The 26140-nt window shown below is 68.8% G+C and carries 28 protein-coding genes and 9 pseudogenes; 22 read left to right on the plus strand and 15 right to left on the minus strand.

All coding sequences use genetic code 11. From position 1 onward, the window contains the following. Positions 1 to 35 precede the first annotated feature (35 nt). Positions 36 to 338, plus strand: a complete 303-nt coding sequence (locus LP418_RS00725; RefSeq protein ID WP_257954871.1) for a hypothetical protein — start codon at positions 36 to 38, stop codon at positions 336 to 338. Between the two features lie 12 nt (positions 339 to 350). Here LP418_RS00725 and LP418_RS00730 read toward each other — a convergent pair whose 3' ends face one another. Continuing rightward, entirely contained in the window at positions 351 to 944 is a 594-nt protein-coding gene (locus LP418_RS00730) for a class I SAM-dependent methyltransferase (protein ID WP_257954872.1), read from the minus strand. A 51-nt stretch (positions 945 to 995) separates the two neighbouring features. Here LP418_RS00730 and LP418_RS00735 point away from each other — a divergent pair, with 51 nt between their 5' ends. From LP418_RS00735 to LP418_RS00745, 3 genes and pseudogenes are all read left to right on the plus strand, one after another. Beyond that, entirely contained in the window at positions 996 to 1928 is a 933-nt protein-coding gene (locus tag LP418_RS00735; protein WP_257954873.1) for an FGGY family carbohydrate kinase, read from the plus strand. Then, positions 1897 to 2172 (plus strand): annotated as a pseudogene (locus LP418_RS00740) (FGGY-family carbohydrate kinase); the annotation flags it as partial. The gene LP418_RS00735 and the pseudogene LP418_RS00740, both read left to right, overlap by 32 nt. Before the next feature lie 62 nt (positions 2173 to 2234). Then, positions 2235 to 2456 carry a hypothetical protein gene (locus tag LP418_RS00745; protein ID WP_257957295.1) on the plus strand — a complete coding sequence of 74 codons (222 nt, stop codon included), beginning with the start codon at positions 2235 to 2237 and terminating at the stop codon, positions 2454 to 2456. Here the strand turns inward: LP418_RS00745 and LP418_RS00750 are convergent. From LP418_RS00750 to LP418_RS00775, 6 genes are read right to left on the minus strand one after another with little or no spacing between them, the layout of a single operon-like run. Beyond that, complete coding sequence (locus LP418_RS00750; protein WP_257954874.1) at positions 2453 to 3013, minus strand: hypothetical protein; 561 nt, start codon at positions 3011 to 3013, stop codon at positions 2453 to 2455. The genes LP418_RS00745 and LP418_RS00750 overlap by 4 nt on opposite strands. A 36-nt stretch (positions 3014 to 3049) precedes the next feature. Further along, the gene (locus LP418_RS00755; RefSeq protein WP_257954875.1) at positions 3050 to 3343 is read right to left on the minus strand and encodes a hypothetical protein; all 294 of its coding nucleotides are present in this window, start codon (positions 3341 to 3343) and stop codon (positions 3050 to 3052) included. After that, on the minus strand, positions 3340 to 3786 hold the full coding sequence (locus LP418_RS00760; RefSeq protein WP_257954876.1) for a GNAT family N-acetyltransferase: 447 nt from the start codon (positions 3784 to 3786) through the stop codon (positions 3340 to 3342). The genes LP418_RS00755 and LP418_RS00760 overlap by 4 nt, the downstream gene beginning before the upstream one ends. 1 nt (position 3787) lies before the next feature. Next, positions 3788 to 4954 carry a LuxR C-terminal-related transcriptional regulator gene (locus LP418_RS00765; RefSeq protein WP_257954877.1) on the minus strand — a complete coding sequence of 389 codons (1167 nt, stop codon included), beginning with the start codon at positions 4952 to 4954 and terminating at the stop codon, positions 3788 to 3790. A 10-nt stretch (positions 4955 to 4964) separates the two neighbouring features. Next, on the minus strand, positions 4965 to 5390 hold the full coding sequence (locus LP418_RS00770; RefSeq protein WP_257954878.1) for a LysR family transcriptional regulator substrate-binding protein: 426 nt from the start codon (positions 5388 to 5390) through the stop codon (positions 4965 to 4967). Positions 5391 to 5401: 11 nt separating this feature from the next. Further along, a complete protein-coding gene (locus LP418_RS00775) occupies positions 5402 to 5887 on the minus strand; it encodes a LysR family transcriptional regulator (protein ID WP_257954879.1) in 486 nt (161 codons plus the stop codon). Positions 5888 to 6169: 282 nt separating this feature from the next. Here LP418_RS00775 and LP418_RS32020 point away from each other — a divergent pair. The 7 genes and pseudogenes from LP418_RS32020 to LP418_RS32040 all read left to right on the plus strand — a co-directional run bounded on the left by LP418_RS32020 (position 6170) and on the right by LP418_RS32040 (position 10321). After that, a pseudogene (locus LP418_RS32020) lies at positions 6170 to 6857 on the plus strand (amidohydrolase family protein). Then, entirely contained in the window at positions 6742 to 7647 is a 906-nt protein-coding gene (locus LP418_RS00785; RefSeq protein WP_257954881.1) for an amidohydrolase, read from the plus strand. The pseudogene LP418_RS32020 and the gene LP418_RS00785 overlap by 116 nt, the downstream one beginning before the upstream one ends. A gap of 17 nt (positions 7648 to 7664) precedes the next feature. Continuing rightward, positions 7665 to 8558 carry a transporter substrate-binding domain-containing protein gene (locus tag LP418_RS00790; RefSeq protein ID WP_257954882.1) on the plus strand — a complete coding sequence of 298 codons (894 nt, stop codon included), beginning with the start codon at positions 7665 to 7667 and terminating at the stop codon, positions 8556 to 8558. Positions 8559 to 8664: 106 nt separating this feature from the next. Continuing rightward, positions 8665 to 9000: pseudogene (locus LP418_RS32025) on the plus strand (ABC transporter permease subunit); the annotation flags it as partial. A gap of 169 nt (positions 9001 to 9169) precedes the next feature. Further along, positions 9170 to 9562, plus strand: a complete 393-nt coding sequence (locus tag LP418_RS32030; protein WP_442940353.1) for an ABC transporter permease subunit — start codon at positions 9170 to 9172, stop codon at positions 9560 to 9562. Between the two features lie 29 nt (positions 9563 to 9591). Further along, positions 9592 to 9693: pseudogene (locus tag LP418_RS32035) on the plus strand (ATP-binding cassette domain-containing protein); the annotation flags it as partial. Between the two features lie 145 nt (positions 9694 to 9838). Beyond that, positions 9839 to 10321, plus strand: a complete 483-nt coding sequence (locus LP418_RS32040) for an amino acid ABC transporter ATP-binding protein (RefSeq protein WP_442940072.1) — start codon at positions 9839 to 9841, stop codon at positions 10319 to 10321. Between the two features lies 1 nt (position 10322). Here the strand turns inward: LP418_RS32040 and macS are convergent, their stop codons facing one another. Next, entirely contained in the window at positions 10323 to 12269 is a 1947-nt protein-coding gene (macS, locus tag LP418_RS00805; RefSeq protein ID WP_257954884.1) for a MacS family sensor histidine kinase, read from the minus strand. Further along, positions 12266 to 12568, minus strand: coding sequence for a lysophospholipid acyltransferase family protein (locus LP418_RS00810; RefSeq protein ID WP_257954885.1), 303 nt, complete (start codon positions 12566 to 12568; stop codon positions 12266 to 12268). The genes macS and LP418_RS00810 overlap by 4 nt, the downstream gene beginning before the upstream one ends. Positions 12569 to 12811: 243 nt before the next feature. Here LP418_RS00810 and LP418_RS00815 point away from each other — a divergent pair, with 243 nt between their 5' ends. The 3 genes and pseudogenes from LP418_RS00815 to LP418_RS30105 form a co-directional block, all read left to right on the plus strand. Continuing rightward, positions 12812 to 13417 (plus strand): alpha/beta hydrolase, encoded by a 606-nt coding sequence (locus LP418_RS00815; protein ID WP_257957258.1) that lies wholly within the window; start codon positions 12812 to 12814, stop codon positions 13415 to 13417. 576 nt (positions 13418 to 13993) lie between these two features. Further along, positions 13994 to 14437: pseudogene (locus LP418_RS30100) on the plus strand (TIGR00300 family protein); the annotation flags it as partial. An 86-nt stretch (positions 14438 to 14523) separates the two neighbouring features. Next, positions 14524 to 15047 (plus strand): annotated as a pseudogene (locus tag LP418_RS30105) (ornithine cyclodeaminase family domain); the annotation flags it as partial. 19 nt (positions 15048 to 15066) lie between these two features. Here the strand turns inward: LP418_RS30105 and LP418_RS32045 are convergent. Then, on the minus strand, positions 15067 to 15843 hold the full coding sequence (locus LP418_RS32045) for an ROK family protein (RefSeq protein WP_442940354.1): 777 nt from the start codon (positions 15841 to 15843) through the stop codon (positions 15067 to 15069). An 85-nt stretch (positions 15844 to 15928) separates the two neighbouring features. Further along, positions 15929 to 16156, minus strand: a pseudogene (locus tag LP418_RS00835) (hypothetical protein); the annotation flags it as partial. A 174-nt stretch (positions 16157 to 16330) separates the two neighbouring features. On the opposite strand from LP418_RS00835, the gene LP418_RS00840 reads away from it, so the two are divergent. From LP418_RS00840 to LP418_RS32055, 5 genes are all read left to right on the plus strand, one after another. Continuing rightward, the gene (locus LP418_RS00840; protein WP_257957260.1) at positions 16331 to 16699 is read left to right on the plus strand and encodes a TadE family protein; all 369 of its coding nucleotides are present in this window, start codon (positions 16331 to 16333) and stop codon (positions 16697 to 16699) included. Continuing rightward, positions 16684 to 16899, plus strand: coding sequence for a pilus assembly protein TadG-related protein (locus LP418_RS32050; protein ID WP_442940073.1), 216 nt, complete (start codon positions 16684 to 16686; stop codon positions 16897 to 16899). The genes LP418_RS00840 and LP418_RS32050 overlap by 16 nt, the downstream gene beginning before the upstream one ends. Positions 16900 to 17127: 228 nt before the next feature. After that, positions 17128 to 17937: a hypothetical protein gene (locus LP418_RS00845; protein ID WP_257954886.1), complete on the plus strand. Its 810-nt coding sequence runs from the start codon at positions 17128 to 17130 to the stop codon at positions 17935 to 17937. Positions 17938 to 18116: 179 nt separating this feature from the next. Further along, positions 18117 to 18569 carry a TadE/TadG family type IV pilus assembly protein gene (locus tag LP418_RS00850; protein WP_257954887.1) on the plus strand — a complete coding sequence of 151 codons (453 nt, stop codon included), beginning with the start codon at positions 18117 to 18119 and terminating at the stop codon, positions 18567 to 18569. Next, positions 18566 to 19291: a pilus assembly protein TadG-related protein gene (locus LP418_RS32055; RefSeq protein WP_442940074.1), complete on the plus strand. Its 726-nt coding sequence runs from the start codon at positions 18566 to 18568 to the stop codon at positions 19289 to 19291. Before LP418_RS00850 ends, LP418_RS32055 begins: the two co-directional genes overlap by 4 nt. A 500-nt stretch (positions 19292 to 19791) precedes the next feature. On the opposite strand, the pseudogene LP418_RS32060 reads toward LP418_RS32055, so the two are convergent. The 4 genes and pseudogenes from LP418_RS32060 to LP418_RS00875 form a co-directional block, all read right to left on the minus strand. After that, positions 19792 to 20758: pseudogene (locus LP418_RS32060) on the minus strand (ROK family protein). 39 nt (positions 20759 to 20797) lie between these two features. Further along, positions 20798 to 21223: a hypothetical protein gene (locus tag LP418_RS00865; RefSeq protein WP_257954888.1), complete on the minus strand. Its 426-nt coding sequence runs from the start codon at positions 21221 to 21223 to the stop codon at positions 20798 to 20800. Next, complete coding sequence (locus tag LP418_RS00870) at positions 21220 to 22062, minus strand: ArsA family ATPase (protein ID WP_257954889.1); 843 nt, start codon at positions 22060 to 22062, stop codon at positions 21220 to 21222. Before LP418_RS00870 ends, LP418_RS00865 begins: the two co-directional genes overlap by 4 nt. Continuing rightward, entirely contained in the window at positions 22019 to 22846 is an 828-nt protein-coding gene (locus LP418_RS00875; RefSeq protein WP_257954890.1) for an ArsA-related P-loop ATPase, read from the minus strand. The genes LP418_RS00870 and LP418_RS00875 overlap by 44 nt, the downstream gene beginning before the upstream one ends. A gap of 226 nt (positions 22847 to 23072) precedes the next feature. Here LP418_RS00875 and LP418_RS00880 point away from each other — a divergent pair. The 3 genes and pseudogenes from LP418_RS00880 to LP418_RS00890 form a co-directional block, all read left to right on the plus strand. Next, a pseudogene (locus LP418_RS00880) lies at positions 23073 to 24153 on the plus strand (AMP-dependent synthetase/ligase); the annotation flags it as partial. 126 nt (positions 24154 to 24279) lie between these two features. After that, positions 24280 to 24729, plus strand: a complete 450-nt coding sequence (locus tag LP418_RS00885; protein ID WP_257957296.1) for a hypothetical protein — start codon at positions 24280 to 24282, stop codon at positions 24727 to 24729. 694 nt (positions 24730 to 25423) lie between these two features. Next, the gene (locus tag LP418_RS00890; protein WP_257957262.1) at positions 25424 to 25768 is read left to right on the plus strand and encodes an RcpC/CpaB family pilus assembly protein; all 345 of its coding nucleotides are present in this window, start codon (positions 25424 to 25426) and stop codon (positions 25766 to 25768) included. Positions 25769 to 26140 lie beyond the last annotated feature (372 nt).

The raw sequence follows: 26140 nt of genomic DNA on the forward strand, positions 1-26140 counted from the left end.
ACATGTGGCCCTTGATCGCTGCCCGGTAGGGGCGTATGTCCTTTTCTTCATGCTTCTGGCCACGAGGAAGCGCCCGCTCCGGTTCCCGGGTCTCGCTGGGCACCATCAGTTACTCGATGTACGTCCTGCACGAGCTGGTCCCGGTCGCGATCCCGCACGTCGGCCCGCCCATCGTCCCGATCGTCGTCGGCTTCGCGCTCACCGTTGCCCTGAGCAAGCTCAGCTACCGATGGATCGAGGCGCCGGCGATGGCCAAGGGAAGTCTGTACGCCGCACGCCTGAACGCTCGAGGCAAGACCCCGGTGCCGCTGCATCCACCCGAACATTTGCGAGCGTGACCCGCACAGCACTCAGGCAGGTTTCGTCGCCGGGACGTTGAACTCGTTGTAGACGAACGCCTTGCCGGTGAAGCGCGGGAACGGGAAGCTGCGCCACTTCTCCGGCCGTAGGCCGACCGCGGTCGACAGGTCCATCAGGTCCTCGCCGGTGGTCCAGCGGACGTGCGTCGGGTCGGAGGCGTAGCCGCGCTCCTGCGGACAGATGAACAGCACCTTCCCGCCGGGCTTGAGGTAGGGCAGGTAGTCGCGGACAACGCTCTCCCCCATCTCCGGAGGCATGTGCTCGATGACGTGCGCGATCAGGATCCCGTCGAAGGACTCCGGCACCCGCAGTTCGGAGCTCTCCCACTCCTCGACCGTCAGAGCATTGAGCCCACGCTCGCGTGCGATCTGGATGGAGGTCTCGTTGTGGTCGACGCCGACCGATCCCGCGCCGAGCGTCTCGAGGTTGCGCCCGATGCCGCAGCCGACATCGAGGGTGCGGCCCAGTCCTTGCCGCTGGAGGTTCCAGCGGTAGGGCGCCCGGACGTTCAGCACTCGCTTCCACGTGGCTTCCTGCTTCTTCAGCAAGCGTTCGGCGTAGTCCGAGCCTTCCGTATCGCGCATGGCGGAGAACCTACCCGAGGCCGCCCGCTACTTTGATCCCCATGTCTGTCCTTGCCATCGACGCCGGAACGACCGGCGTCACCGCCGTCGTCGTCAGCCCCCGGGGCCAGATCGTGGCCAAGGGCTACCGGGGAGTTCGCCCAGCACTTCCCCCAGCCCGGCTGGGTCGAGCACGCGCCCGAGGAGATCTGGCAGGCGACCCTCGAGGCGACCAAGGAGGTGCTGAAGAAGGTCGATTCTTCCGAGCTCACCGCGATCGGCATCACCAACCAGCGCGAGACCGTCGTGCTCTGGGACCGCGAGACGCTCGGCTCGCCGCGCCGAGCGATCGTGTGGCAGGACCGCCGTACGGCCGACATCTGCACTCAGCTGCGCGACGCGGGTCACGAGGAGCGCGTCAGCGAGCTCACCGGGCTCCGCCTCGATCCCTACTTCTCCGGCACCAAGCTGATGTGGCTGGCCGAGCACGAGCCGCACACCCGGGCGCTCGTGAAGTCGGGCCGCTACGCCGTCGGCACGGTCGACTCCTACCTCATCGCGCGGATGACCCGCGGCACTCGGCACGTCACCGACGTCTCCAACGCGAGTCGCACGCTGCTCTTCGACCTCGAAGGAGGCGACTGGTCGGACGAGCTGTGCCAGCTCTTCGGCGTACCCCGCGACGCCCTGCCCGACGTCGTCCCCAGCTGGGGTGAGATCGCGCCCAGCGAGCCGTCCGTCTTCCTCGGCCTCTCGCTGCCGATCGCCGGCATCGCGGGCGACCAGCAGTCGGCGCTCTTCGGGCAGACCTGTTTCGACGAGGGCGACTCGAAGTGCACGTACGGCACCGGGTCCTTCATCCTCACCAACACCGGCACGTCAGTGCAGCGGTCGCAGGCCGGCCTGCTCAGCACGGCCGCGTGGCGCCTCCCCCGACGGCGTCCTCACCTACGCCAACGAGGGCGCGATCTTCGTGACCGGTGCGGCCGTCCAGTGGCTGCGTGACGGCCTGCAGATCGTCGGCAACGCCGCCGAGACCGCGGCGATCGCCGCCACCGTGGACGACACCGACGGCGTCGTGTTCGTGCCCGCACTGACCGGGCTCGGCGCCCCGCACTGGGACCCGCACGCGCGCGGCATGATCATCGGCATCACCCGTGGCACCACCCGTGCGCACATCGTGCGCGCGACGCTCGAGGCGATCGCCTTCGAGGTGCGTGACGTGCTGGAGACCATGCCCGAGCTCGCGTCCCTGCGCGTCGACGGCGGCGCCGCGGCCAACGACCTGCTGTGCCAGTTCCGGGCCGACCGGTGGGCGTCCCGGTCGAGCGGCCGAAGATCGTCGAGACGACCGCTCTGGGTGCCGCGTTCCTCGCCGGCCTCGGCACGGGAGTGTGGGAGTCGACCGACGCGCTGCGTGAGACATGGTCCCCGGACAAGCGCTTCGAGCCGCACGCCGAGCGCTCTTCCGCGGACCGGGCGCACGCCCGCTGGCAGGACGCCGTCGAGCGGTCGAAGGGCTGGGCTGTCTAGCGCAGCTTCGACAGCGCCGCTTCGGCCTTCGCCAGTTCCGCCTCGGTCTCGGCGACCGTGTCCCCGGCCTCCGACTTCACGTCCTCGGCGTCGGAGAGCTCGTCGTCGTTCTCCTCGAGATCGGACTCGATCTGCGCGATGCGGCCCTTGAGCTCGTCGACCTCGGCCCGGAGCTGGAGCGACTTGGCCCGCAGGGCCTCGACCTCGTCACTGGCCGCCGACAGCGCCTCACGCGCGGCATCGACCTCGGACCGCGCGTCCTCGACGACCCGGCTGGCGGCACGTCGCGCCTTCTCATCGGCCTCGGGGTCCGGGACGAGGTGCAGGTCTGGGCGCGGAGGCGGTTCCGCCTCTCGTCGTACGGCGACGAAGCCGACCGCCTCCGGCACCGCAAGTGCTCCGACGACCTCAGCAGATCCGACGCCCGTGGCACTCAGGGCGGCCACCAGCAGACCGCTGCGAACCGCGGCCGCCGCACCCTCGTCGACCATCGCCGCTGTCAGCGTCGCCTCCACCTCGGTCGGCGACGGCCCGGGTGACCTTGACCCCCTCGTCATGCGCCAGCCCGCGCGCCCGGGTGGTGACGGCCGCGGTCAGCTGGCGGCGCTGCCGAGTGAGAGCCCGCAGCTCCTCGCCGTCGAGGTTGGCTCCGGGCCTCCCGCAGCGCTGCCCCCGACGGCGAGCACCTGCTCGACCCGGGGTGCATCGCGGCGTACGAGCAGGTTGACGACCCGGGCTGCGAGCGACGGCTTCTTCAGCGCCTTGACCTGCGCGGCGAGCTCCTTGTCCGCCTTGTGCTCCTTCGCCAGCGCGTCACGGGCAGGCGTGAAGTCGGCCGGGGGCAGCCCGTAGAGCTGGTCGGCGATCTCCGGGAGCGAGTCGGTCACACGCTGGATCCTAGGTGTCGATATTCCAGCTCGGTCGGGTGCGGCTTCCGGGGGCACTCCCGGGTGACGCCGGTCGGCGCCCAGCCCAGCGACTCGTAGAGCCCGCGCGCCCGGTGGTTCTGCTCGAGCACCCACAACCGGCTGGCGCCCGAGCGGGCCACTGCTTCGCGGGCGATCCCGCGCCCCCACGCGTCGGGGTGGACGGCCAGATGGCGCAAGGATTCGGGGTCGTACGCCACATAGGCGACCAGTCCCTGATCTCCGGCCACCACCTCAGTCACCACCTCGGGGTCGTCGAGGACCAGCACCCACCGGGTGAGCACCGCGTCGTAGGGGAACGGCAGGTCGCCGAAGACGTGCGCGAGGCCGACGAGGTTGGCGTCCCGCTCGAGGTCGGCCAGCGGTCCCGCATCGACCGGCATCGCCCGTCGCCACTCCGCCACGTCAGTCCTCGTCGTCGAGGCCGTGCTCGATCGCCCAGCGGGTGAGCTGGACGCGGTTGTTCATCTGCAGCTTGCGCAGGGTGTTCTGCACGTGGTTCTGAACGGTGCGGTGGGAGATGACGAGCCGCTCGGCGATCTGCTTGTAGCTCATCCCCTTCGCGACCATCTTCAGGATCTCGGTCTCGCGATCGGTGAGCTCGTCGCGCGGGTCGTCGGCCGGACCGTCCGCCATCCGGCGGAACTCTCCCAGCACCGGGCCCGCCAGTCCGGGTGTGAACACCGTGTCGCCGGCCGCCACTCGGCGTACGGCATCGAGCAGCTCGTCGCGCGACGCCGACTTCACGAGATATCCAGTGGCTCCCGCCTTCACCGCTTCCAGCACGTCGTTCTGCTCGCCCGACGCGGAGAGGATCAGCACCCGTGCCGACGGGTCGTGCTGCAGGACCTGCGCTGTGACCTCGACGCCGTTGGGCCCGGGGATCTGCAGATCGAGTACGACGACCTGCGGGCGTGCGGCCGGGGAAGCGGGCCAGCGCCCGGTGACCGTCCGCAGCGACCGCAACCACGTCGAACCCCGCGGCCTGCAGGTCGCGCTCGACGGCATCGCGCCACATGGGGTGGTCGTCGACCACCATGATCCGGATCGCCTCGTCAGCCATGGTTGGACCCTAGTGGGAGTAGCGGCCACGTCGGTGCTGCAACGGGTCATCCGCACCGAGCATGATCGACTCGATCCGGGCGGTGACCCGGATCGACCAGCCCACCTCGCGGATGTCGCTGACGACGCAGTCGGCCCAGTCTCGACGTCTGCCAGCCGTGGGCCGAACGGGGTCTCGAGCCACGTGTCCGCGGCGGCGAACAGGCCACCCGGCGCGGGCATCTGGCCGGCGAACTGCTCGGCAAGGTCGTGGTGGCCCCACGACAGCAGCTGCACCACGCACCGCGCATCGTCGACCCGGAGTCGATCGGAGAGGTCGGAATCGGGGTCGAGGAGACCGATGACGAACGAGGGGTCTCCGGTGGCGACGAGCAGCGACGAGACCGTCAGCCCCGCGCGGTCGGTGGCTGCGCCCGCGGTCCAGAGCGAGACTCGGCCACCGAGACGCCCGCGCAACCGGCGGGCCGCGTCGTCGGGAGTCGCGAAGGGGTGGTCCGAGTGGATGGTCACGGCCGTCAACCTAGTCGGCATCGTTGCGTGGCCGATCGGGCGCGAGCGAGGCCGCCACGCCGTCTAGCAGGTCGCTGAGTCCGGCCGACACCCGATCCGGGTGCACCAGCGCGAAGATGCTGCGGCTGATGTTGAACCACGCCACGTCGGCCACCACCACGCGCGGCGGGATCTCCCGCAGCGCGAGGTCGGGCACCAGCGCGGCCCCGAGCCCGGCACCGACCAGCGCGAGGGTGGCGTGAAAGTCGTCGGAGTGCGCCACCACTCTGGGGTGCAGGTCCCAGCGCGCGAAGAAGGCGTCGAAGATCGCGGCGTCGCTCGACCCCGGGTGGTGCAGGATCCGGGAGAGATCGGCCAGCTGTTCGGCCGGGTACGGCGCACTGAGCCGCCGCCCCCAGCTCTCGGGAAACACCACCCGAAAGGGGTCCTCGCCCATCCAGTGCCGGGTCACCGTTGACGGCCACGACAGGCCCGACTGCCCCACCTCGGTAGACGATCGCGGCATCCCGGGTCGCCCGCGGAGCCCAACTCACGGATCAGGTGGGAGGGCTCGGCGAGCTCCACCCGCATCGCCAGCCGCTGCTCCTCCGTGAGCCGCGCCAGCACCGCTGGCAGGACGTGTGTTCCCGGGCTCGGGAAGACGCCGATCCGCACGTCACGATGCGTGTGCCGACCGACGTCCGCGACCGCCACCACGAGCCGATCGATCTGGGAGAGCACGGCATCCGAGTGCCGCACCATCACCTCGGCCGCCTCTGTCGGCACGACACTGCGAGCGGTCCGCTGGAAGAGTCGCACCCCCGTCTCCCTCTCCAGCGCCGCGATCTGCTGGGACACCGCCGACGCGGTGTAGCCCAGTCGATTGGCCGCCGCGGCGAAGGATCCCCGTCGCACCACTTCTTGGAGCGTGCGCAGGTGTTCAGGCTTGAGCATCAGCATTCCTTGTCCTCAGGATCGCGAACCGTCGTCGTCACCGGGCCCCGCGAGTCTTCCATGGCGAGCCCGCGCGCTCCTATGGTTCGTCACGCCCGGCGCCTCGGGCGGCGAGCAGGTGGTCCAGCCCCATCTGCTCGCCACAGCATCGTCGAAAGGGCCCGTCGAGTGAGTGTCCGCGTCTATCGCAACGCGACCTTCCACACCGGAGTCGCAGGTCAGCGCCCCGTCGAGGCGCTCGCCGTCGACGGTGAGACCGTGCTCGCCATCGGCGACGAGGCGATGGTCCGCGACGCCGCCGCCGCGCCGGACGATGTGATCGATCTCGGCGGCGCCGTGGTCCTTCCCGGCTTCTACGACGCCCACATCCACACCGCCAACCTCGCGCGTGAACTGGTGAGTGTCGACCTACGACCGGCGCGCACCCCCGGCCGAAGCATTAGCACTCGTTGCCGATCACGCCACCACGGTGGCTCCGGACACTGGCTGCTCGGCGGTCGCTGGAACAGCAACACTCGGGCTCCACCCGCTCGGCCCGACCGCTGGGCACTCGACACCGCCTCCGGTCCGCGCCCCGCTGCGCTGTCGAGCGTGGACGGCCACACCACCCGGGCCAACACACGCGCTGCAGCTGGCTGGCATCGATCGGCGCACCCCCGACCCGATCGGTGGCGAGATCGATCGCGACGCCACCGGTGAACCGACGGGCCTGCTGCGCGAGACGGCCGCCACCCTACTCGCGCACGTGCTGCCAGCGACCGACGACCTTCCGCGCCTGCTGCAGCGGGCGCAGGAACACCTGCTCTCGATGGGACTCACAAGCATTCATGACATCGACGGCGAGGACTGCCGCGATGCCTACCTCGCTGCTGCGCGAGGCCGGCCACCCGGGGTTGCGGGTCCACAAGGCCGTCCGCTCCCCCGACCTCGAGCTGGCGCTCGCGGAGGGGCGGCGGACCGGAGACGGTGACGACTGGTTCCGCACGGGACCGGTCAAGCTCTTCAGCGACGGCGCGCTCGGATCGCGCACCTGCCACATGAGCCACGACTTCGCCGACCAGCAGGGGAACCACGGCATCGCCGTGACGCCGTACGCCGACCTGCTGGCGCAGGTCCGGAGCGCGAACGGCGCCGGGTTGGCCGTCGCCGTACACGCCATAGGCGACCGCGCCAACCAGCTGGTCCTTGACGCATTCGAAGCGGCTGGCCCGGTCGGGCTGCGCAACCGAATCGAACACGCCCAGCACCTGCGCCCCGTCGACGTCCAGCGGATGGCTCGGCTCGGCATCGTGGCCTCGATGCAGCCGACCCATTGTACGAGCGACATCGACCTCGCCGAACAGTTGCTCGGCGACCGGGACTCGGCGTCCTACGCCCGGCGCTCGTTGCTGAACGCGGGAGTGCCGCTCGCCTTCGGGTCCGACGCACCCGTCGAGGAGGCGAACCCGTTCCACGCGATGTACGCCGCGATGACCCGCACGCGTCCCGACGGCACCCCCGACGGTGGCTGGCAGCCGGGGCAGCGGCTCAGCGCCGGCGAGGCTCTCACCGCCCACACTCTCGGGTCCGCGTGGGCGGCCGGTGAGGACCACCGCAAGGGCGTGCTGGCGCCCGGGTTCCTCGCCGACTTCGTGGTAGTCGACACCGACCCCCATGTGGCACCACCAGAGGCGGTCAGAGCCGCCACCGTGCTCACCACCGTGGTCGGCGGACTCGTCCGCTGGCAGCACGACCGCTCAACCCAGCCCACCCGGGCATGAACCCACCAGGAGAACCCGTGAAGCTCAGCCGTGTCACCACCTCGCTCGCCGCCGCCGCGGTCCTGTTCAGCGCCGCCGCCTGTGGCGGCGAATCCCTCGACAACGCCGGGGCCAAGGCAGACCCCAGCGCGTCGACCACGATCGACGCCTCCCAGCTCGACGAGGCGCCGGCCGAGGACAAGGCGGCGTCAGTCATCAACGCCATCGCGCCCGACGACAACCTCGCCGCCGCTGTGCCGGCCGAGGTACGCGAGAGGGGCCTGCGGATGACCACGTCCGAGGGCTACCCGCCGATGGAGATGTTCGGCTCGGACGGCAAGACGCTGATCGGGCTGGACCCGTCACTAGGCCGGGCGATCGCCCGCAAGCTCGGTCTGCCCGTCACCATCGCCAACGAGGACTTCAACGCCCAGATCCCCGGCGTCGTGAGCGACCGCTACGACGTGATCCTCTCGTCGATGACCGACAACGCAGAGCGGCAGGCGCAGGTCACCTTCGTCGACTACGTCGCGGCCGGCGCCGGCTTCATCGTGCGGTCCGGCAACCCCGACGGCATCGCCACTCCTGCTGACATGTGCGGGCAGACCGTGTCCGTGGTCGACAACGGCTCGTCGCTCGGACTGCCCGAGGCCTACGACGCCGAGTGCACCGACGCCGGCGAGGACGCCATCGACATCCTCAAGTTCCCCGGCGACCGGAAGCGCTGCTTCAGGTCCGCAACGGGCGCGCCCAGAGCCCAACATCACCGACTACGTCGTGGCGGCAACCAAGGCGGCCGATCCCAAGCTGGAGATCGACGCGCTGCCGATCGACGGCACCGAGTCGCCCCGGGGCATCGCCCTCGCCCCCGAGGACGCGGAGCTGATCGACGCCGTCCGGGGAGCGCTCGACGCCCTCATCGACAGCGGTGAGTACGCCGACATCCTCGCCGCCCGGAACCTCGACAAGCTCGCCGTGACCTCCGCCGAGATCAACGGCGGCGAGTGACCATGGCCGCGCGCTCAGCCCCGTTCGTCGATGTGGCCGGCCAGCAGGTGCCGGTGGCGCGCCCCGTGGCACCTGCGCCGGTGGCTCGCGGGGCTGATCGCGCTGGCTGTCGCCGGTCGCCTCGTGTGGGCGATCGTGGCCAACCCTCGCCCGGACTGGCACGAGGTGGGCCGCTACCTGTTCGCTGACAAGATCCTCGAGGGCGTGCTGGTCACTCTCCAGATCTCGGTCCCGGCCACGGTGATCGGGCTCAGCCTCGGGGTCCTGCTCGCCGTGATGCGCCTCGCGGACAACCCCGTGCTGCAGTGGTTGGCCACGCTCTACATCTGGTTCTTCCGCGGCACACCGCTGCTGGTGCAACTGATCTTCTGGTACAACCTCGCCTTCCTCTTCCCCGACCTGGTGCTGCGGGTGCCCTTCACCGGCATCGGCATGAAGTGGGACACCAACGAGCTGATGACCGGCTTCACCGCGGCCATGCTCGGCCTCGGGCTCAACCTCGGCGGCGTACTTCGCCGAGACGGTCCGCGCCGGCATCCGGGCGGTCGACCGCGGACAGACCGAAGCGGCCTACGCCCCGGGCATGACGCCCACGAAAAGGATGCGGATCATCGTGCTGCCCCGGGCGCTGCGGATCATCATCCCGCCGACCGGCAACGAGTTCATCTCGATGCTCAAGACCACGTCACTGGTCTACGTCGTGGCGGGCAACGACCTGATGACCAACGCCAGCCAGATCTACAAGAGCAACTACCTGATCATGGAGCTCCTGATCGTGGCGAGCCTGTGGTACATGCTGATGACCTTCGTCGCCACCCTCGGCCAGTCGTGGCTTGAGCGCAGGTTCGGTGCCGACGCAGTCAGGTCCGTCCGTCGTTCCTCACAACCCACGCAGCCCATCCCCATCACCACGGGAGCACTCGCATGAGCACGGTCGTGACAGCGCGGGACGTCCGGATGAGCTACGGCGACGTGCAGGTGCTCAACGGCATCGACTTCGAAGTCGCCCTCGGTGAGGTCAGCTGCATCATCGGCCCGTCCGGGTCCGGCAAGTCGACGTTCCTGCGCTGCATCAACGGGCTGGAGCCGGTGCACGGCGGCAGCCTCACGGTGCTCGACGAGCAGGTCAGGGCACACCCTGCGGGGCGGCCGTTACCACCCGTGGAACGCGCAGGAGTTCGCCGTCTTCCGACGTCGGATCGGCATGGTGTTCCAGCGGTTCAACCTCTTCGCCCACCAGTCGGCGCTGGAGAACGTCGCCTGTGCTCCCATCCACGTCGCGGGCCGCAGTCCTCGCCGGGCCCGGGCCGACGCCCGCGAACACCTCGCGCGCGTCGGGCTGGCCGATCATGCGCACAAGCGGCCGCACCAGCTGTCGGGCGGTCAGCAGCAGCGGGTGGCGATTGCCCGGGCCCCGGCCATGGACCCGGCGCTGCTGCTCTTCGACGAGCCCACGTCCGCGCTCGACCCGGAACTGGTGGACGAGGTGCTGGAGGTCATGCGCGAGCTGGCGCTGGGCGGGATGACGATGGTCGTGGTGACGCACGAGATCGCGTTCGCGCGCGAGGTGGGCGACACCCCGGCCTTCTTCGACGAGGGCCGAGTCGTGGAGAGCGGAACGCCGTTGGCGGTCATCAGGTCCCCTCAGCACGAGCGCACGAAAGCTTTCCTGTCCAACGTGCTGTGAGTCAGCGCCGTCGCCACGGCATCTTGAGCGGAGGCTGCGGCGCCCCGATGGCGCAGGTACGACTCGCGGCGACCTTCCAATAGACCCGCTCCCCCACGGCCCGCACCGGCGGCAGCCACAGCAGCGGCGCGAACCAGAACGTGAGTGGCGAGCGAGCGAGGACGCGACGGATGGCGTCGTACCCCTCGAACCGGCCGGCGGGGGTGAGCAGCTGCAGCGCCCGCTCGGTGTCCTCGCGGGTGACCCGCGGATCCGCGTAGGCATCCGGCTCGGCCGTGCCGATGAACTGGTGCGCGCCCGTCACGTCGAGCCGGGCCAGGACCCGCGCCCACCGGTGGCAGAAGGAGCAGTGGCTGTCCCAGATGATCGTCCTGTCAGTCATCGTGGAATCGTCAGCTCCCACTCGGTTCCGTGCGGGCCGGTGTCGAGCGTCGCCGTACCGCCCGGGTCGGCGATCCGACCCCTGGATGGACTCGCTGACACCGAGCCGCCCCTCGCTCACCGCGGAATCGAGGCGTCCGGGCGGGATGCCCGGGCCGTCGTCGCGGACGGAGACGACCACCTCGGCGGGCAGCGCCTCGAGCAGCACCCACGCGTGCGCATCAGGACCCACGTGCGTGGCGACGTTGTCGAGGCACGAGCCGACTGCGGCGACGAGCTCGTGCGCCACCTCGCTGGGCAGTGGCACCGGCACGCCCGGTGTCGCTACCTCCACCCGCAGCGCGTGTCCGGTGCCGAGCTCCTCGAGCATCCCGGCCGGGTCGCGCACCGTGGGGCCCGTGGTGACAGTGCCCTGCTGGCGGATCAGCGAGCGCAGCACGCGCTCCTGCTCCCCCGCGAGCCTTCCCAGCTTGGCGATCTCGGCGTCGTCGGAACCCGTGCCCCGGCGCTGGACCAGCGCAAGCACCTGCAGCACTCCGTCGTGCACCGCCCTCGCCGGGCGGGTGCGCTCCTCGGCGGCGGCCGCCGCACGTTCGGCGGCGTCCCGCTCGGCGGCCATCCGCTGCAGCGACTCACACATGTAGCCGACGATCGGCCCGCCGATCATCAGCAGGAAGACGTTGCCGTAGTTGGCCCGGTCGATGCCGTCGCGCAGGCCGAGGTCGGTGATCGAGAGCAGCGCACCCGCGATCAGGCCGCCCTTCCAGTGCCAGTGGATGGCCCGGGCCAGCAGCGCGCCCATCACCCAGAAGCCGGGAATGGTGGCGTTGTAGTCGGCGCCCTTGAGCAGCGGCGTGGCCGCGATCGCACCGATCGCCCAAGCGAGGTCGAGGACGATGAAGGTGTTCGTACGCCGCTGCGCGTCTGTCGAGGCCCAGATCGCGTAGCCCGTCCAAGCCACCAGCGCGGTGATCGCGACGACGGCCGCCCACGGGTGGTCGTAGTTGTTGCGGCGGTAGACGTTGAGGACCAGCAGGTTGATCGTGACGACGACCCGCACCGGGGCGAGCGCCCGGAAGAGCCGGTCCTCGACGGCCGTCCCCGGAGTCAGGACGCCTTCTTCTCCGTGGGCGGCGAGTCCGGTCCCTCGGCGGACTCCTTGGCGGCGGCGGCCGCCGCCTTGGCCTCGGTCGCGGGCGAGGTCCTTGGCCTTCGAGGCATACATGTCGACGTACTCCTGCTCGGAGAGCCGCATGACCTCGTACATGATCTCGTCGGTGACGGCACGCAGGATGTAGCGGTCGTTCTCGAGCCCGGCGTAGCGGGAGAAGTCGAGTGGCGGACCGAACCGGACGACCGGACGGGTCCACTGGCCGAAGACCTTGCCGGTCGGTGCAACGACGTCGGTGCCGACCACGGCGCAGGGCACCACGGGGGCGCCGCTCACGAGCGCGAGGCGGGCCACGCCGGTCTTGCCGCGGTAGAGCTTGCCGTCGTGACTGCGCGTGCCCTCGGGGTAGATGCCGAACAGCTCACCCTCGGCGAGGATCTTCATCGCCGACTTCATGGCGCCCTCGGCGGCGTTGGCGCCGGAGCGGTCGATCGGGACTGGCCGGCGCCCGAGAAGAACTTCTTCTGGAACCACCCCTTGATGCCGGGCGAGGTGAAGTACTCAGCCTTGGCCACGAACGTCACGCGCCGCGGCAGCGTCAGCGGCATGAACAGCCAATCGGCATAGGAGAGGTGGTTGCTCGCCGGGATCGCCGGGCCTTCGGAGGGCACGTGCTCCACGCCGAAAGTCTTGGGACGGAAGACGATGCGAAGGACTGGCCCGATGGCGACCCACTTCAAGAACCAATACAGCACGCGGTGAGCCTAGCCGCGATACCCATCTGGTGAGCAGCCCTCGCCGAGGTGTCCGTCTGGTGCACAATCTGCGCATGCTGATCAAGCCGACGGCCGCGCCGTTCTCCGCACCCGCCCGCCCCGACCTCACGGGCGGACGGAGGATCGGGGTCCCGGTCAGCCACGGATTCACCGGCTCCCCGGCCTCGATGCGTCCCCGGGGCCGAGTCGCTGGCCGAGCTGGGGTACGCCGTCGAGCTGCCGCTGCTCCCGGGCCACGGCACGCGCTGGCAGGAGCTGAACAAGGTCGGGTGGAGCGATTGGTACGCCACCTTGACGGCGTCCTTCGACAAGCTGCGTGCGGAAAACGACGCCGTCGCCGTCTGCGGCCTCTCGCTGGGGGGTGCCCCGGTCATGCGCATCGCCGCCGATCGGCCCGACGAGGTGGCCGGTATCGTCGTGGTCAACCCGGGCATCGCCACCCGACGGATCGACGTCAAGTTCCTGCCAGTCCTGCGCTTCCCGGTCCCTGCGTTCCCCGGGATCGTCAACGACATCAAGCAGCCGGGACAGGACGAGTACGGCTACACGAAGGCCCCGCTCAAGGCCGCCTACTCGATGATCTTCCACGGCTTCAAGCAGTTGCGCGCCGACCTGCCGAAGGTCACGTCGCCGTTCCTCTACTTCAAGTCCGTCGAGGACCACGTGGCGGACGACTCGTCGATCGCGATCATCAAGAAGTCGGTCTCGTCTCGCGACTTCACTCTGGTCAACCCGGAGAACAGCTACCACGTGGCCACTCTCGACAACGACGCCCCGCAGATCTTCAAGGAGTCGGCAGACTTCATCGCCCGCGTCACCGCTGGTTGAGCAGGCGCGCCCTGACCGCTGGTTGAGCAGGCGCGCCAGCGCCGTGTCGAAACCAAGGTCACGCGTTTCTGTCCAAGGGTTAACGTTTCTCCCGTGACCGGATCGGGCGACAACGAGCGCGCGCAGGACGAGGCGTGGCGAGCGATCGTCGACAACTTCGGCGACCGCGCCGACCTCGACGAGCCGGCACCTGTCGCGCGGCCTGTCGCACCCGCGCCGGAGCCGGACCCCGTGCCCGTCGACGTGCGCGCTGCGGCGTACGACGAGGCGGAGCGCTTCGTCCCGCCTCCCCCGCCGCCGCTGCCGCGACCTGAGCCGAAGCGTGCCGTCGCGTGGGCCGGACTCTTCGGGGCGCCGGTGCTCGTGCTGGCCGCGGTGGTCTTCAGGATCGACCTGCCGACGCTCATCGACTACCTGCTGGTCGCCCTGGTTCGTCGGCGGCTTCGGCTACCTCGTCGCCACGATGTCGCGCACTCCCCGCGAGCCGTGGGACGACGGGTCGCGGATCTGACGGAGGGCGGCGATAGTGTCGGCGCCGTGAGTGTGAGCGAGAGCGTTGAAGTCACCGGCCACCTGATGGACAGCGGGATCCTCTCCCGCATCCTCGACGACATCCGGGAGTACGGCGGTGACTACGTCATCGACCGGTTCGACGTCGGGCATGAGGCGTCCGACACCAGTCGCGCCACCATCGTGGTCACGGCCGAGGACGACGAATCGCTCCAGCGCCTGCTGATGCGCCTGCAGACCCGAGGGGTCAACCAGATCGACCCGGGCGAGGCATCGGTCAGCGTCGCGGACCTCGACGGAGTCTTCCCGGACGGTTTCTATTCCACCACCAACCTCGCCACCAAGATCCGTCTCGGCGGCAAGTGGCTCGACGTCGAGAACCCGGAGATGGACTGCGGCCCGGTCGTCGACGGCGAGCGCGTCTACACGCTGCCCATGTCCGACGTGCGGATCGGCATGAACGTCGTGACCGGCGCCTCCGGCATCAAGGTCACCGCGCCGGTGATCGAGAAGGGCAGCGACTCGTTCGGCTTCATGGAGTCCGACGTGTCCAGCGAGAAGCCGCAGGCCGTCCCGTCCGCCGGGTCGCGGACGGCATGCGGGAGGCGAAGGCCGCCGGCAAGCACGTCCTCTGGGTCGGTGGCCCGGGTGTCGTCCACACCGGCGCCGCACCGGCGATGGTCGCACTGGTCAATGCGGGCTACGTCGACGTGCTGTTCGCCGGCAACGCGCTGGCCACCCACGACATCGAGTCGTCGCTCTACGGCACCAGCCCGGGCGTCGACCGGCGATGGGCCGCGGCGTCGAGCACGGACACGAGCACCACATCCGCGCCCTCAATACGATCCGCAAGCAGGGCTCGATCCGCGCCGCGGTCGAGAACGGTGTCCTGACCGGCGGGATCATGCACGCGCTGGTCAAGCACGACAAGCGCTGGGTGCTGGTCGGTTCGGTGCGCGACGACGGTCCGCTGCCCGACGTCTACACCGACGTCATCGAGGGCCAGCGCGCCATGCGCGCCGAGCTGACCGACGTGGGCTTCTGCCTGATGGTCGCGACCATGCTGCACTCGGTGGCGACCGGCAACATCCTGCCGGCGTCGATCCCGCTCGTGTGCGTCGACATCAATCCCGCCACGGTCACCAAGCTCGCCGACCGCGGGTCGAGCCGGAGCCAAGGGCATCGTCACCGACGTCGGGCTCTTCCTCGAGCAGCTCGCGCTCGAGCTCGTCCCGGGCTACCGCCGGGACTGATCGCCCGCTCGCTCGGCCATCTCGGCCGCGCCGACCAGCCCTGCCTCGGGGCCCAGCAGCGCGGACACGATGGGTGGTACGCCGCGGTGTGCCGCTCCGACCAAGGAGCGTTGCAGCGCGTTGCGCGCGGGCTCGAGGAGTCGGTCGCCCGCCTGCGACACCCCACCGCCGATCACGACAACCTCCGGGTCGAAGGCCGCGACGAGGTTGGCCACCCCCGACGCCGAGCCACTCGCCGACCGAGGCGAACGCCTGCCGCGCCACGAGGTCACCTTCCTCGGCAGCACCGGTCACCATGGGACCGGTGAGGTTGTCAGGATTGCCTCCGCACGTGTCCTCCAGCACCGACGGCTGCTCCCCCATGGCTTGGCGGGCAAACCGCACGAGCGCGTTGCCCGAGGAGTACTGCTCCCAGCAGCCTTGGCCACCGCACTCGCACGGCTGACCGTTGGGCACGACCTTCATGTGCCCGAACTCGCCGGCCATGCCGTTGGCGCCGCGCACCAGCCGGCCGCCCATCAGGATCCCGCCGCCGATCCCGGTGCCCATGGTCACGACGATCGCTGAGTCGGCGCCCCGCGCTGCGCCGTACGTCCACTCGGCGAGAACCGCGCAGTTGGCGTCGTTGTCGAGGACGACCGGCGCTCCCCAACGCTTCTCCAGCCGCGCGCACGTTCTCTCCCTGCCGGGGCAGGTGCGGGGCGAACATCACCCGCTCACCTGCGGCATCGACGAAGCCGGCCGCGGCCACGCCTACCCCGGCGATCGGAGAGCCGCCGGCCGCTTCTTCCACGGCCGCGTCGAGGGCGTCCTCGACCTGTCGGATGTCGACTCGTCGGCCCGGGGTCGCGCGTCTGCTCGTCGGCGAGACGTGGCCAGACTCGTCGACGACACCGGCCAAGACCTTGGTTCCTCCGACGTCCACACCGATCCAGAGCGCTCCTGCTGCTGAGGTCACGGCCCGATCCTGTCGCATCCGGAGATCGAATACTCCAATTGGGGTAAGGGACGCCGACTTTGGCCATGGTCGACGCAGTCGAAACCTAGCCTCGCCACAACTTCGTAGGGGGCAACATGTCTGGTCACCGTCACCAGTGCGGCGAGGAACGCGGCGCAGCAGCCGTCGAATTCTGCCCCGGTTGCGCCCATCCTGATCGTGCTCTTCCTCGGGATCGTCAACTTCGGGGTGGTGCTGGCGCAGCAACTGTCTATCAGCAACAGTGCGCGCCGGGCCGCTCGGTTCGCCGTTGTCGACGTCGAAGGCCGTGCTTGCGGTGACATCGAAGCAGAGGCGCGGAATGCAGCAATCACCATCGGGATGGGCCCAAGCGATCCAACCTACGCGCTGAGTGGTGCTACGGGCCCTTGCGAGCGGCCTTGCGCTGACTCGACCGATACGACCGACCTCAAAGTGACTCTGACCTACCACAGCAATTTTGTTGTGCCGATGCCGATTCCGGGCTTTCCGGCTGGCGTGGACATCGCCGGCGAGGGGGTGTTCCGGTGCGAGTACAACTGAGACGTCGGCCGCGTAACCGGGATGGTGCGATTGCGGTCCTTGTCGCCCTGTTGGCCGTCGTGCTTTTCACCTTGTCTGCGTTCGTCGCCGACCTCGGTGTGGCCTACACGTCCAAGCGACAACTGCAAACGGCGGCGGACGCGGGAGCATTGGCCGCCGCGAAGCGCTTGGCGGGGAACCCGGATCGTGCGCGTACTTGAAGGCCAACTTCGCAGCCGACGCCAAGGCTGCCGCGGAGGCCATCGCGACGACGAACCGCCCTGCCCGGGTGAACAAGCTCTTCGCTATCGATTGCCTGACTTCGGGGCCGTACAAAGGCGCTCTCGAGGTCACATACCGCGCGGGGCGGCACCACCCCGACGTTCTTCGGGGGTGCGGTCGTCGGGAAAGATATTTCGGCCCAGAGCGAGGCGAGTGCCGTCGTCTACGTGCCGAGCGCTGCCAAGCTCAGGCCCTACGCCTTGTGCGATCTCGACATACCCGAGGTGGATGACCTCCCTACAGAGGTCAGGGAGATCAAGATGCCGGGTCAGGCGTGGACCGGGTCTGACTGTGAGGCAGCGGAAACCGGCGGCAACTGGTGGTTCGTGAACTGTCCGGGGATGACCACCATGAACGCTGCGCAAGTGGCGGCCGCCCTGAAGGACGGCTGCGCGAACGACGCCCGTGTGGTGGAACCACAGACTCCGACGCCGGCGACGGCACTGTCCTCGTCCCTGACGATCAACTGCAACGACCAAGCAGACGTGAGCCCGTTCTGCCCGGACGCGGACACCGGCGAGTCCAACCTCACCGTCCCCGTCGTGGCTGAGGCCCGGGAGGCGATCCTCGGTGAAACCGTGCTCTTCCCCGTCTTCTGCACGACCACGACAGTGTGCGATCCCAGCACCGTGACGGGCACCGGCACCAACCGTGTCTACCCCATCTTCAAACTGGCCCCGGCCGTGGTGTGCGGGTTTCACATCCTCGACAAGGGTTCCAACTCGATCAATACCGGCGACTGCGCAGGCAACAGCTTCACCGCGACCTACGCGGAGTATCTGGGGTGCGCCGACAAGAACGACCCCTGCTTGGCGGGAGTAGACCCCACCACCGGTGCACCGGTATCTCAATCGCCCAAGGAGACCGTCCGGCTGTTCCTGAAGTTCGTGACTGACAGCGACGGCGCGGGTGGAACGACCTGCACGCTCGGCACTGCGTGTGATGCCGGCCTCCGACAGGTGACCATGAGTCGCTGAGTAATGCCTCAGGCGACATCTCCCGCCGGACATAAACGAACGGCCGGGGCGCGTAGTCCGAATGGGCTATGCGGCTCATGACGGTCAGGGTCATTTTGGGTCAGGGGGCTACTTCTCCACCTGGACCTCTCTACGCTCCTTCTGATGTCGCGAGCGCGACACGATTTCAAGGAGTGGGAATGCAGCTGCTCAAGCACGCGCGCAGACGACGGGACGAAAACGGTGCGGCTGCGCTCGAGTTCGCCCTCGTGGTACCGATCCTCCTCCCGGTCCTCATCGGCATCGTGAACTTCGGCTTCGTCTTTGCCCAGCAGATCTCACTCAACAATGCTGCTCGTCAAGCTGTGCGCTATGCCGTGGTGGATGGCCGCACGTGTGGTCAAATCAAGTCTGAGGGCCAGAACAGTGCCGGGACCGTCGGCATGACCACCGCCCCTATACCCGTCGTGACGAACTGTGGCAGCGATTCCTCTGTGACGCCATGCAAGGGAACGACCGCCGGCACCAACATCACCGTGACCATGACCGGGACCGGCCCATCTCACGAGTGGGCAGTAACGGCGCCTCCGTTCAACTTCATCCCTGTTCCTACGCTGCAGGGAACTGGCGTGATGCGGTGTGAGTTCTCATGAGGCGCCGCAACGAATCCGGAGCCATTGCAATCCCGGTCGCCTTGCTAGCCATCGTCATCGTCGGGCTCAGTGCCTTCGTAGCCGACTTCGGTTTGGCCTACGCAAACAAGCGAGCCATGCAGACAGCAGCTGATGCTGCGGCCCCGGGGGCCGCCGGCGTCTTCGCCAACGTGGACAAGCGCCTGTGCGCCGACATCCGGTCTGACGGTTTCACAGATGCCCAAACTGAGGCCACGTCCAAGGTCGCGGCAAACGACACAGGCTCCTCGGTCGGAGCGATGACCCTCTTCGAGGCCGAATGCCTTGATGGCGACTTGGTCGTCAGGACGACCGTTACGGGACCCAGTCCGAACTTCTTCGGTGGAGTCTTTGGCATGACCGACGCCTACGAAGTCACTCGGTCAGCGGCGGCCGCAGTGGAGGCTGGCACCACCGGTCCGAAACTTCGACCCATGGCATTGTGCTTGTCAGATATCCCGGCGAATGCTCAGCCGGGAACCCCTTTCAAGCTGTTCGCACTGGGGACGCCCCCGGCTGGACATCTTCCGCGTGTCCGCAGCCTGACAACCTCGGAGCAGGCAACTGGTGGACACTTGACTGCCCCTTGGAGCACGACGGCGACGGGAACGGCACGTCCGCACTGGCGAATCAGATCCGCAATGGATGCGCGACCCCCATCTCGATTGTCCCCGGCCGGGGCACCAAGACGGGGATTGATCTGAACGATCATCTTGCCGCCGCGTGCCCATCGGTCTCGACCTCAGCTCCGTTCGCCTGCCTCGAGGGAGACCCCGGTCAGCCCGACCCCAGGAAACGTTCCACAAGCCCGGAGGGATCTCATCGACTCAGGTGCGACCGTTCCAATCCCGGTGTTCTGCACCAACCCGGGATTGTGTGATCACTCGTCAATAACAGGCACTGGTACCAGCGCCATCTTCCCCGTTCACAGGCTCGTGGCCGTTCAGGTCTGCGGCTTCCACTTCGGCAAGCAGAACAAGTCAGAAATATCCCAGTGCGTCTTCGACGTCCCCCGTCACAACCTGCGGCGAGGCGAGCGCCATGGTTAACGACATCAAGAGCGACAACAGCGACAGCACTTACTTGGTCCTGATCGCGCGTAATCTGCAGGTGTCCAACGTCACGGCTGACTCGGAGTGCGATCTTGGGGATGAGAGTTGTGATGGCGGCCTTCGCCAGTGCGCATGGTGAGCGGCGGCTTCACCTACTGACTGCTCGTTCCTCGACAGCGCCGCGCCAGATCCGCGGCACCGACGAGTCCTGCCCTGTTGCCCAGTTCCGCCCGGCGGATCTCGGCAACGGGGCGGTGACCACGGCCGGTGAGCTGCGCGGCGAACGCAGCCCAGATGGGGTCGATCAGCAGGTCGCCAGCCTCGCTGACGCCGCCACCTACGGCGACCAGCGCCGGGTCGAGAACGGCCACCAATGAGGCGATCCCCTCTCCGAGCCACCTGCCGAGGTCCGCGAGCAGGTCGATGGCGAAACGGTCACCGGCACGGGCAGCCTCGGTGATGAGGGGCCCCGTGATCGCGTCGACGTCGCCACCGACACGTTCGAGGAAGGTCCGAGCTGACGGCGCGCCACTCGTTGCCGCAGCGCGGGCAGCACGGACAAGCGCACTTCCCGATCCGTAGGCCTCGAGGCAGCCGCGGTTTCCGCAGCCGCACAGGGATCCCGCCGGGCACCATGCGCAGGTGGCCTATCTCGGCCCCGACGCCGAAGGCGCCGCGGTGCAGCTCGCCGTCGAGCACGATGCCGCCGCCGACGCCGGTGCCGACCGTGACCAGCAGGAAGTCGTCGACGTCCTTGCCGACGCCGAACGTGAACTCCCCCCGGGCCGCAGCGTTGGCGTCGTTCTCCACGGTGACCGGAAGCGCGACCCGCGCTTCCAGCTCCGCCTTCAGGTCGAGGTCGCGCCACGCGAGGTTAGGCGCGAACATGACGTGCGCGCGGTTGCGGTCGACGTACCCGGCCGCACCGATGCCGACGCAGGTGATGTCGTGCCTGCTCGCGAGCTCCGTGACGAACGTCGCGATCACGTCCTCGATCGCCTCGACGTCCCGGGCGGGCGACTCGACCGTGAGCATCTCCAGCACGCGTCCGCCGGCGTCGACCACTCCCCCGGCGATCTTGGTGCCGCCGACGTCGATCCCGATAGCAAGACCGCTCATCGGCGTTCCTTGGTTTCGACACGGCGCTGGCGCGCCTGCTCAACCAGCGGAACGTCGATCATGTGGTTTCTTCGGGCCAGTCCTCGCCCGACGCGTCCGTGTCGATGCGCTCGACCTCGCCCCGGTCTGAGTTCGTGTCGGGCGTCGCCGTGGCCGGGATCCCGGCAGCAGCCTGCATGAGGGACGCCGCCGCCGTCGCCAGTGCGCCTTCACTTCGGGGCTCAGCTGGCGTACGGCGTGCACGGTCCGGCACACGGGACAGACCGTGCACTCGGCGGAACCGGTGGCGAGGTGGTCGTTGAGGTCGTGGGCCGCGGCCATCGCATGGTCGGAGATGCCGGCAACGCTCTCGCCGAGCCCGCTGCCCTGCTCGCGGGCCCATCCGTTGAGGGCGCCCAGCAGCTTGGCGGTCTCCTCCGCGAGGGAGCCGACGTCGGGATCGCGCCCGTCTTCGGTGTCGGTCACGACGCCCCTTCCTTGAACCTGACCCGGAGCTCGCCGCCGACGACCCGGGCACCCGTGATCTGGTGACGACTCAGGCCCGGCGGCAGCGTGAGGAGACGACGATACGACGCCACGCTGACGACGAGCTCGTCGCCGTGCCCGGCGAGACCGACCTCGTCCCGGGTGACGTAGGGCAGCGCCGTGTGCACCACGGCGCCGGCGGGATCCCGGGTGATGCGGAAGGGACCGACGCCGTCCACGACCTCGAGCGGATCGGCTTCGCCGTACACCTCACGAGCGAGCTCGCACAGGGCGTCGACCCCGACAGGCTCGCCGGTGCGATACACCGAGCGCCACTGCGGCAGACCGGCGAACGACTCGCTGACCCGCCCCGGGATCTCGGTCTGGGACGCGACCCAACCAGCGCGCCACTCGTCCGCGTCCTCGGTCGGGAAGATGCGGTTGACCACGACCCCGTCCACGCGATAGCCGAACAGCGAGAGCATCGTGTAGGACCGTCGGGCCTCGGCGAGCACCACCGACTCGGGGGTGAGCACGATGCGCACGCTCGCATCGGGCCCGGTGAGCAGGCCGTGCACCTCGTCGAGCTCGGCGTGCAGTCGCTCGATCGCGCCGAACACCGAGTCCTCCGGCATCGGCATCTTGGCCGCCTTGGACAGCATCGGACCGAGCGCCTTCACGATCTTCCGCTCGACCGGGAAGATCCGCTCCATGTACCACCCGAGCGCCTCGGGCAGCGCGAGCAGCCGAAGCGTCTCGGCCGTCGGGGCGCAGTCGACGACGATCACGTCCCACTCACCGCTGAGGGCCCGGGCCCGCAGCTCGAGCAGGGCCAGCACTTCCTCCGCCCCGGGGATGACTGCAAGTTCCTCGGCAGCGACCAGGGTCGACCCCTGCGACGTCGAGGACGCGCAGGAGGTAGGACTGGATCTCGGCCCACGACTGCTCGAATCGCAGCTGGGCGTCGACCTGCTGGACGAAGAGTCCCGGGGAGACCTCGGTGGGTTCGGCTCCCGCAGGGGCGCCGAACGCGTCGGCGAGCGAGTGCGCGGCGTCGGTGGACAGGACGAGCGTGCGGTGCCCGGAGGCGGCCGAGAGCGTCGCCGTACCGGCCGCGATGGTGGACTTGCCGACGCCACCCTTGCCGGTGAAGAGGAGGATCCGCACGCGTCGCGGCTGCGTGCTCAGAGCGACTCGACGCGCTTCTTCAGGCCCTTGAGCGCCGCGTCGATGAGGATCTTCTCGCCCTTGCGCTTGAGCATGCCGATCAGCGGGATCGAGACGTCGAGCGCCGGGGAGTAGGTGACCTCGGTCGAACCGGTGCCCGTGTCGCGAAGCGCGTAGCAGCCGTCCAGTGCCTTGAGCATCTTGCCCTCGCCGAGGGTCCAGGGTGACCTGGCGATCGCCGTCCCAGTCGTAGACGAGGGTGTACTCGTCCTTGATCGGGGTGACGTCGAGCGCGAAGTAGACCTGCTCCGCACGACCGTCCGCGCCCTGCACGGTCACGTCGGCCGTGGTGACGCCCGTGGCCCACGAGGGGTAGGACTCGAAGTCGGCGATGACGGCCATGACCTCGGCGGGCGGGGCGTCGATCACGATCGACGAAGTCGTCTGTTCGGCCATGGCGCGAACCCTACCGGACCCCAACCGGCACGGCTCGACCCGCCGGACAGCGATAGCCTGCCCCACACACGTCCTTGAAGGAGGCCTTTGTGCGCGAGTTCGCCACGCCGTTGACGATCGAGATCCCGACCGTGGGAAACCTGACCGATGACGTGGTCAGCAACGCGCGCAGGCCGCGGACGCCGTTGTCTTCAGCCGCAGCTCCGGTGAGGGCTGGACCGACGTCACGGCGGGCGAGTTCCTCGCGGAGGTCAGTGCGGTCGCGAAGGGGCTGATGGCCGCGGGCATCGAAGCCGGTGACCGGGTCGTGCTCATCTCCGGGACCCGCTACGAGTGGACCTTGCTCGACTACGCGATCTGGTTCGCGGGTGCGGCGACCGTGCCTGTCTATGAGACGTCGTCCGCCGAGCAGATCGGCTGGATCCTGCAGGACTCCGGCGCCAAGGCCGTCGTGGCGGAGGGCGCCGGCCATCTCGCCCGCGTCCGTGAGGCCCGCGAGGCCGGCTCCGGATCCGATCTCAACCACGTGTGGTCGCTCGACGACAACGCCGTCAGCGTGCTCGGCAAGCTCGGCCGGGACATCTCCGACGAGGCCCTCGAGGAGCGTCGTACGGCGACCACGCCGGCCGATCTCGCGACGCTGATCTACACGAGTGGCACGACGGGGCGGCCCAAGGGCTGCATGCTGACGCACGGCAACTTCATGTTCGAGCTGGGCGTGGCGACGCACGAGCTCGACCGCCTCTTCGACACCGAAGGCGCCTCGACACTGCTGTTCCTGCCACTGGCTCACGTGTTCGCCCGGATCATCCAGGTCGGCTGCGTCAAGAAGCGGGTGCGCCTCGGGCACAGCTCCGACATCAAGAACCTGCTGGGTGATCTGGAGGTCTTCCAACCCACGTTCATCCCGGCCGTGCCGCGGGTGTTCGAGAAGGTGTTCAACACCGCATCCCAGCGGGCGACGGCCGACGGTCGGGGCAAGATCTTCGACCGGGCCGCCGAGACGGCGATCTCCTACTCGCGCGCCCTCGACAAGGGTCGCGTCCCGGTCCGGCTGCGCGCCCAGCACGCTCTGTTCGACAAGCTCGTCTACGGCAAGCTCCGCACCGCGCTCGGTGGGCACTGTGAGCACGCCGTCTCCGGCGGCGCTCCCCTCGGCGAGCGGCTCGGTCACTTCTACCGCGGTATCGGGGGTCGTCGTGCTCGAGGGCTACGGCCTGACCGAGACCACCGCGGCGCTGACGGTCAACCTCCCAGACGCCCAGAAGATCGGCACGGTGGGCAGGCCGATCCCGGGCACCTCCGTGCGTGTGGCCGACGACGGCGAGCTGTTGTTCAAGGGTGGCCGTGTCTTCACCGGGTACTGGGACAACGACGCTGCGACCGCCGAGGCCGTCACCGACGGCTGGTTCCACACCGGTGACGTCGGCGAGGTGGACGACGAGGGATTCGTCCGGATCACCGGCCGCAAGAAGGAGATCCCGGTGACGGCCGGCGGCAAGAACGTCGCGCCGGCCGTGCTCGAGGACCGACTGCGTGCGCACCTGCTCGTCGACCAGTGCATCGTGGTGGGCGACGGCCAGCCGTTCATCGCTGCGCTGGTGACGATTGACCGTGAGTCGTTCCCCGCCCGGGCCGAGGCACATGGCAAGTCGGGATCGGTCGAGGACAACCTCGAGGACGCTGAGCTCCTCGCCGAGATCGAGGCCGCGGTGGAGGACGCCAACAAGGCCGTCTCGCGGGCCGAGGCGATCCGAAAGTTCACGATCCTGCCCGACGAGTGGACCGAGGAACGCGGTCACCTCACCCCCAGCCTCAAGCTCAAGCGCAACGTCGTGATGCGCGAGTTCCGCCAGGACGTCGAAGGGCTCTACGTACCCTGATCTGGGCTTACTGCCCGATCGGGCGAGCACATTCGGACTAGTCGTACGACCGCTGGTCTAGTCATTTCGGGTGGTGTCCGGGCCACCTCTGGGCGGTTTGTTCGGTTTAGCCCACGTCCTCCCTCGAAGCGTCCTAGATTCTGCGCCCGGGGCGGAATCTGGGTCCGCCCCGAGGCCGCCGGGCGGGATCTTCAGACACCCGCCGAAAGCCCTGAGCACTCCCAGAAGAACCCCCGGATTCTCTGACTGCGAAGGATCGCCACATGGCTCGCCGTTCCGTTCTCCTGCTCGTCGCCGCCCTGATCGCCCCGGTCGGTACGGCGCTCATCGTCCTGTACGTGCAGGGCATCGACCAGCGCGCCACCGAAGGCCGGGAGATGGTCGAGGTGCTCACCGCTTCCGCCACCATCGACACCGGCGAGGACGTCGCCAGTGCCCGGGAGGCGGGCAAGTTCGAGAAGTCCCGTGTGCGCAAGGACGACCTCATCGAGGGTGCCCTGACGACCACGAGCTCAATCTCGGACGAGGTCGCGCTCGGCACCATCTATGCCGGCGAGCAGATCATCGGTGCGAAGTTCGGCAGCCTCGGCGACGCCGACGGTCTCATCATCCCCGACGACAAGCTTGCTGTGTCGGTTGAGCTTCGGACCCCGAGCGCGTCGCCGGCTTCGTCAACCCCGGCTCCGATGTCGCGATCTTCCTCTCCGCCGACCCGGTGCTGCTCCTTCCCGACGGCAAGGAGCAGAAGCTGGCGCCGATCACGCGGCTCCTGCTACCCAAGGTGCAGGTGGTCGGCGTGGGCACGACCAGCGTGACGTCGAAGACGATCACGACCGAGGCCGGCGACGAGGTCACCGAGCAGGTGCCGAGGACGATCCTCACCGTCGCGGTGAACCAGAAGGACGCGGAGAAGCTCATCTTTGCGGCGCGCAACGGCGACGTCTCCTTCGCACTACTCACCAAGGACTCCAAGGTCACCGACCAACCGGGCGTTACCGCTGTCGAGATCATGCCGGAGAGCTTCAGGGCCGCGCGGTGACGGTCATCATCGAGCCGGATGTCGGCCAACTGAGCATCGTCCAGACGATGCTGCACGGGTCGGTCGCCGTGGCAACGATTGAACAGCTCGAGGCGCATGTCGCAGCCAGTCCGCACGAGTTCGCCGTGGTCATCGGCCCTACCATCGCTGTCGAGGCAGCGACGACGTTCGCCAAGTGGGCGCGCATCAATCGCCCCGACCTCGGTGTGATCCTGTTGCGGCGTACCGTCGACCACGAGGTACTGACGACTGCTCTGCGAAGTGGCATGCGCGAGGTCGTCGAGTCGAATGATCTGGCCGGCATCACCACGGCCGTCCATCGTGCACGCTCGGTCGCCAGTGAGATCGCGAAGACGATCGAGGTCGAGGCGC

This window comes from Nocardioides sp. B-3, from assembly GCF_024703895.1.
Classification (GTDB): Bacteria; Actinomycetota; Actinomycetes; order Propionibacteriales; family Nocardioidaceae; genus Nocardioides.